We start from the raw sequence: 5991 nt of genomic DNA on the forward strand, positions 1-5991 counted from the left end.
GCCGGGGGTAGCCCCATGCCTCCGCGAGGCCCTCGACCAGCAGGTAGAGCGCCAGCAGCTCGGCGGTGTACGTCTTGGTGGCCGGCAGCGCCTTCTCCGGGCCTGCCAGCACGTCGATGTGGAACTCGGAGACCTCGGCCAGCGGCGAGGCGGCGTTGTTGGTCACCGCGAGGGTGATGGCGCCGGCCTCGCGGGCGGCCTTGGTGGAGGCCACCAGGTCGGGCGAGCCGCCGGACTGGCTGACGGTGACGGCCAGGACGTCGGTGAGGTCCGGCTTGGCGCCGTACGCGGTGGTGGTGGACATCGAGGTCAGGCCGGCCGGCTTGCCGAGCAGGATCTCGGTCAGGTACTTGGCGTACAGCGCGGCGTTGTCGGACGTACCGCGCGCGGTGAGCAGGACGAAGCGCGGGTTGCGGGCGGCGATCTGCGCGGCGACCTCGCGGATCTGCGGGGCACCCTCGTCGAGGATGCGCTGGAGGACGGCCGGCTGCTCGGCCATCTCCGCCGCCATGATCCGGCCGGGGACGGGAACGGTCTGCGGGTCGGACATCTGGGTCTGCCTCCGATGAGACGGTTCGACCCCGCTCGGGCGGCTGCCCGGCGGGAACCTCCACGGCGGCGAGTCCGCACACTCGCTGCGGTTCTTCGTCCCGCAATCCTACGGGCGCACCTGCCGCCGGGCACCTCCGTCCGCACGCTCGTGCGCTCCCCGTCACGCCCCTCCGGTACGCCCCTCCGGAGGCGGCAGGGGCGTACCGCGACGGGCGCGACGGAAGGTCAGGACGGCTTGTTGATCAGCTGGTCGATCGCGGCGTCGGCCTCCTTGGTGGCCTGGTCCACCGACTTGCCCTTGAGGATCGCGGTCAGCATGTCCGGGATGATCTTCTGCTTCTCGACCGCGCCCCAGCCGGGGGCCAGCGGGGTGAACCAGGCGTCCGGAACGGCGTTGGCCGCGGCGGCGGTGGTCGGCTTGTTCTTCAGCGGGTTCAGCTGGGTCAGGTTGTTCGGCAGGATGTCCTTGTCGGCCAGCGCCTGCTCCGACTTGGTGCTGGTGAACATCCGGATCCAGTCGGTGGCCAGCGCCACCTGCGGGGACTTGGCGGTGACGGCGAGGTCGGAGCCGCCGATGAAGGTCGGCAGTGGCTTGCCGTCCGGACCGGGCATGGTGGCCACCTTGACGGCGTCCTTGATGCTCGGGTCGCCGGTGACCGGCGCGGTCACGCTGGCCGCCTCGTAGCCGTTGCCGTAGAAGGACGCGGCGTGCCCGCGGGCCATCGACTCGAACTGGTTCTGCTCGTTCACCGTCAGGTCGCCCTTGTTGTACTTGCGCACCAGGTCGACGAAGTGGCTGATGCCCTGCTGGGACTTGGGGTCGTGCAGGGTGCCGTGCCAGTTGCCGGAGCTGTCGAACTTGGCGATGCTGCCGCCGTACCCGGCCACGTAGCTCATCGCGGCGTACCAGTACGGGCCGGGCAGGTAGAGCGGGGAGAAGGTCTTGTCGGCCTTGTTCCGGTCCGCGATCCTGTCCAGCGCGGCCAGCAGGTCCGCCTCGGTCTTCGGGAAGTCGGCGCTGCCGGTGGCCTGCTGGAAGGCGGTGGAGTTGTAGATGGCGACGCGGGAGCCGGCGTAGTAGGGCACGCACCAGAGCTTGTCCTGGTACGTGCAGGTGTTGGCGAGCGCCTTGATCCAGCTGTCGGAGTTGTCGAAGGTGCTGCGGTCCACCGGGGCCAGCGCGCCGGAGAGCACGTACTTCATGGTCTCGGTGTTGCCCAGCTCGACCACGTCGGGTGCGTTGCCGTCGGCGATGGCCTTGTCGAGCCTGCTCACCTTGTCGGCCCACCCCTGGTAGGAGAGCTTGAGGCTGACGTTCGGGTACTTCGCCGCGAACTCGTCGTTGACCCGCTGGACCAGGTCCGGCCAGTTCTTCTGGGCGTCGTCCATCAGCCAGACGGTGACGGTGCCGCCGGCGGCCTTCGGGTCCGCGGAGCCGCTCGCGCCGCCGTCGCCCGCGGGCTTCGCGGACGAGGAACAGGCCGTCAGACCGACCGCCAGTGCCATGGTCCCGAGCGTCGACACGAGCTGACGCTTCTTCACGCCATCCTCCGAGGGGTGTAGAGCCGTGTTGCCCGCCGGCAGCATGATTGGCGCCCGCGGCGGAGAGTCCGGACAGGGGGCGGCGAAGAGCTTCAGGGAGGGCCGATACCACATCCGGCGAGGTTGAATCTCGAACCGGATGACTGGACTCTGGCCTAGACCATAGGTGGTGTCAACGACCAAAAGCCTTAGTCGGGTGGGCCGTTGCAGAGCTGTTGTACCGCATGGCGGCCAGTCGCCGTTCCGTCACCCTCGGTGGATCTTAAGGTGGATTTAAGGCCTGCTTGAGGGAGCACGGTCACTCGACGAACCCGCAGGTCAACCCCGTGGAAACGGAACGGGCCCGCCATGCGACATGCGCATGACGGGCCCGTCGGCCGACGCCTGCCGGACACGACCGGTGACGTCTCGTCGATCGGTTCAGCCGACCGCTCCCGGCTGCCCGGTGAGGACCTCCACGGCCGCCAGCCCGCAGACCCGGGCGGCGCCGTGGGTGGCGATGTGGAGCGCGCCGACCGGCTCGGACTGGGGCAGGCCCATCTCGACCACGGCGGCGTCCGGCCGGGCCGCCACCAGGCGGCCCAGCGCGGCGGACATCCACGCGTGCCGGTGCACGTCCCGGACCACCAGCACCAGACGGCGCCCCTCGGCCCCGGCCACCAGCTCGTCGACCAGGGCGTCCAGCAGCTCCGGCGCGGCCTCGGCCGCCGACACCTCGCGGGTACGGGTGCCGGGGAAGCGGTCGGCCAGCATGCCGGCCACGCCCCACGGGGTGACGTCGCCGACCGCGATGTTCGGCTCGTCCGAGAACGAGGCCACGTACGGGCGCTCGCTCACCGGCGGCACCACCAAGCCCGGCGACCGGACCACCCTGAGCGCCCGGCGCGCGGCCCGCAGGCCGACCGCCAGGTCCGGCTCGACCCGCTCGCCCTGGGCCGCGATCCGGCCCCAGCTGCCCAGCGACCGGACCCGCTCGGCGGCGTCCGCCAGCCGCTCCTCGGCGAGCCGGCCGGAGCGCACGCCCGCCACGATGGCGTCGCGCAGCATCAGCACCGTCTCCTCGTCGGCGAGCCCGCCGCCGACGCAGATCGCGTCCGCGCCGGCCGCCAGGGCCAGCACGGTGCCCTCGCCCATCCCGAAGGTGTCGGCGATGGCGCCCATCTCGATCGCGTCGCTGACGATCAGGCCCTGGTAGCCGAGGCCGCCGTCGGCCGGGGCCGCGCGCAGCAGGTCGCGCAGCACGGTCGGGCTCAGGGTGGCGGGCAGCTTCGGGTCCAGCGCCGGGATCATGATGTGGGCGGTCATCACGGCCTTGGTGCCGGCCGCGATCGCCGCCTGGAACGGGACCAGGTCGCGGGCGCGCAGCACGTCCAGGTCGACGTCGATGACCGGCAGCCCGTGGTGCGAGTCCACCGCGGTGTCGCCGTGGCCGGGGAAGTGCTTGGAGCAGGCGGCCACACCGGCCGACTGCAGGCCCTCGACCCAGGCGGCGGTGTGCCGGGCGCACAGCTCGGGGTCGGCACCGAAGGAGCGGACGCCGATGACCGGGTTGCGCGGGTTGGAGTTGACGTCCGCGGTGGGCGCCCAGTTGTAGTTGACGCCGGCCGCGGCCAGCGCCCGGCCCAGCTCGCGGGCGACGTCCCGGGTCAGCGCCGGGTCGTCGATCGCGCCGAGCGCGAGGTTGCCGGGCCAGGACGAGCCGGAGCCCGCCTCCAGCCGGGTGACGTCGCCGCTCTCCTCGTCGATGGCGATCAGCAGGTCCGGGTTCTCGGCGCGCAGCGCCCGGGTGAGCGCGGACAGCTGGTCGAGGTCGGCCACGTTGCGGTCGAACAGTGCGACCGAGCCGAGGCCCGCGGCGAGGTGGCGGCGCAGCCACTCCGGCGGCTCGGTGCCGACGAAGCCGGGCTGGAGGACGGTCAGGGCGTCGCGGTGCAGCTGGTCGCTGTCCTGCACGGTGGGAACGAGGATGCTCACGTTGACTCAGCCCTTCACGGCGCCGTCGGTCAGACCGCCGACCGCCTTGCGCTGCAGGAAGACGAACAGGATCAGCACGGGGATGGCGAACATCGTGGACGCGGCCATGGTGGCGCCCCAGTCGTTGCCGAAGGCGGTCTTGAAGGACGACAGCCACAGCGGCAGCGTCTTGCCGTTGTCCTTGTTGAGGATCAGGACGAGCGGGAACTCGTTCCACGCCGTGATGAAGCCGAACAGCGAGGTCGACATCAGGCCCGGGGCCAGCAGCGGGAAGATCACCTTCACGAAGGCCTGGGAGCGGGTGCAGCCGTCCACCATGGCCGACTCCTCCAGCTCCTTCGGCACCGCGGCGATGAAGCTGCGCAGCGTCCAGATGGTGAAGGGCAGGACCATCATCATGTAGAAGAGGGTCAGCGGCACCAGGCTGTTCAGCATGTCGTTGTCGCGGGAGATGATGTAGACCGCGATGGTCATGACCTCCCAGGGCGCCATCTGGGCCATCATGATGACCAGCACGAAGGTCTTGCGGCCGCGGAACTTCATCCGGGCGATGGCGAACGACGCCAGGGTCGCGATCACCAGCGACCCGAGCACCGCGCCGACGGTGACGACGACGCTGTTGACGACGTACGTCCAGAAGTTCGGCGCGTCGACCGCGGTGGTGAAGTGCTCGAAGGTCGCGTCGAGCGGGATGAACACCGGCGTCGGGCTGATGATGTCGCTGTTCTGCTTGAACGCGGTCGCGAACATCCAGTAGACGGGGAAGACGAAGAAGACGGCGAGGACGGCCGCGATCACGTTCAGCCAGGTACGTCCGAAGAGAGAGCGCCTCACAGCTCGTCCTCCTGCTTGATCATGATGCGGAAGTAGTACGCCATCAGCACGCCCAGCATCAGGATGGTGAGCACCGCGATCGCGGAGCCGATCCCGTAGTGCTGGCCGGCCGAACCCTCCAGGAAGGCGTGCACCGGCAGGGTCCGGGTCAGCTTCTCCGGACCACCGGCGTTGACCGCGTAGACCTGGGTGAAGGCCTTGAACACCCAGATGACCTCAAGGAAGGTCGTGGCCAGGAAGAACGGCTTCAGGTTGGGGAAGACGACCGCGGTGAAGATCTTGACGGAGCCGGCACCGTCCATCCGGGCGGCCTCGTAGAGCTCCCTCGGGATGGTGGTCAGACCGGCGTACATGTTGAACGCCACGAACGGGATCGACATCCAGACGATCAGCAGGATGATCACGAAGAACGTCGAGTACTCGTTGCTGAGCCAGTTGTAGCCGTGCATCGAGTGCCAGCCCAGCTGCTCCAGGATCCAGTTGACGACGCCCCACTGGGAGTCGAACAGCCAGGTGTAGACGGTGGTGGCGGCGACCACCGGCATGGCCCAGGCCAGCAGCAGCGCGACCTGGAGCACCAGCCGCATCTTCTTGCCGAGCTGGTTCAGCAGCAGGCCGATCAGGGTGCCGCCGACCATGATCAGCACCACGTTGACCAGGGTGAAGGCGACGGTCCGTCCGGTGACCGCCCAGAACTCCGGGTCGGTCAGCTGCTCCTTGTAGTTGTCGAAGCCGGTCCACTCGGTCAGGTGCAGGACGAGCTGACGCCTGTTGAGGTTCTGGAACGACAGCAGGACCGTCTTGAGCAGCGGCCAGCCCAGCAGGGCCAGGGTCGCCACGGTGGCCGGCAGCAGCAGCAGGTACGGCGCGAGGCGTGAGCCCAGGCTGGGGCCGACCGCCGATCTCGCACCCTTCGGCGCGGCACCCTTCGAGCCGCCGCCCGAGGCGCTCGTCTCCGTACCGGCCACAGCAGCCTTCCCTGGGTCCGGGGACTGTGTCTGCACCCGCTCCGAATGCACAGCCATCGTTCTCACTTCCTCACAACCTGGCCACGACGGACAGGCGTCGCCCACCGGCCCCCGCCGGGGC

At 69.8% G+C, this 5991-nt stretch carries 5 protein-coding genes; all 5 read right to left on the bottom strand.

Annotated features, from left to right (window positions below; all coding sequences use genetic code 11):
• Positions 1-550 (bottom strand): SIS domain-containing protein (locus tag ACFU7Y_RS38315; protein WP_380771122.1); only part of this gene is annotated, 550 nt, incomplete at its 3' end.
• A gap of 227 nt (positions 551-777) precedes the next feature.
• The gene (locus ACFU7Y_RS38320; protein WP_380771124.1) at positions 778-2058 is read right to left on the bottom strand and encodes an extracellular solute-binding protein; all 1281 of its coding nucleotides are present in this window, start codon (positions 2056-2058) and stop codon (positions 778-780) included.
• 456 nt (positions 2059-2514) lie between these two features.
• Positions 2515-4068, bottom strand: coding sequence for a glycoside hydrolase family 3 protein (locus tag ACFU7Y_RS38325; RefSeq protein WP_380771123.1), 1554 nt, complete (start codon positions 4066-4068; stop codon positions 2515-2517).
• A 6-nt stretch (positions 4069-4074) separates the two neighbouring features.
• Complete coding sequence (locus tag ACFU7Y_RS38330; protein WP_224281908.1) at positions 4075-4902, bottom strand: carbohydrate ABC transporter permease; 828 nt, start codon at positions 4900-4902, stop codon at positions 4075-4077.
• Positions 4899-5927 (bottom strand): carbohydrate ABC transporter permease, encoded by a 1029-nt coding sequence (locus tag ACFU7Y_RS38335; RefSeq protein ID WP_224281906.1) that lies wholly within the window; start codon positions 5925-5927, stop codon positions 4899-4901. Before ACFU7Y_RS38335 ends, ACFU7Y_RS38330 begins: the two co-directional genes overlap by 4 nt.
• Positions 5928-5991 lie beyond the last annotated feature (64 nt).

It is taken from the genome of Kitasatospora sp. NPDC057542 (genome assembly GCF_042801945.1).
In the GTDB taxonomy this organism is placed as follows: domain Bacteria; phylum Actinomycetota; class Actinomycetes; order Streptomycetales; family Streptomycetaceae; genus Kitasatospora.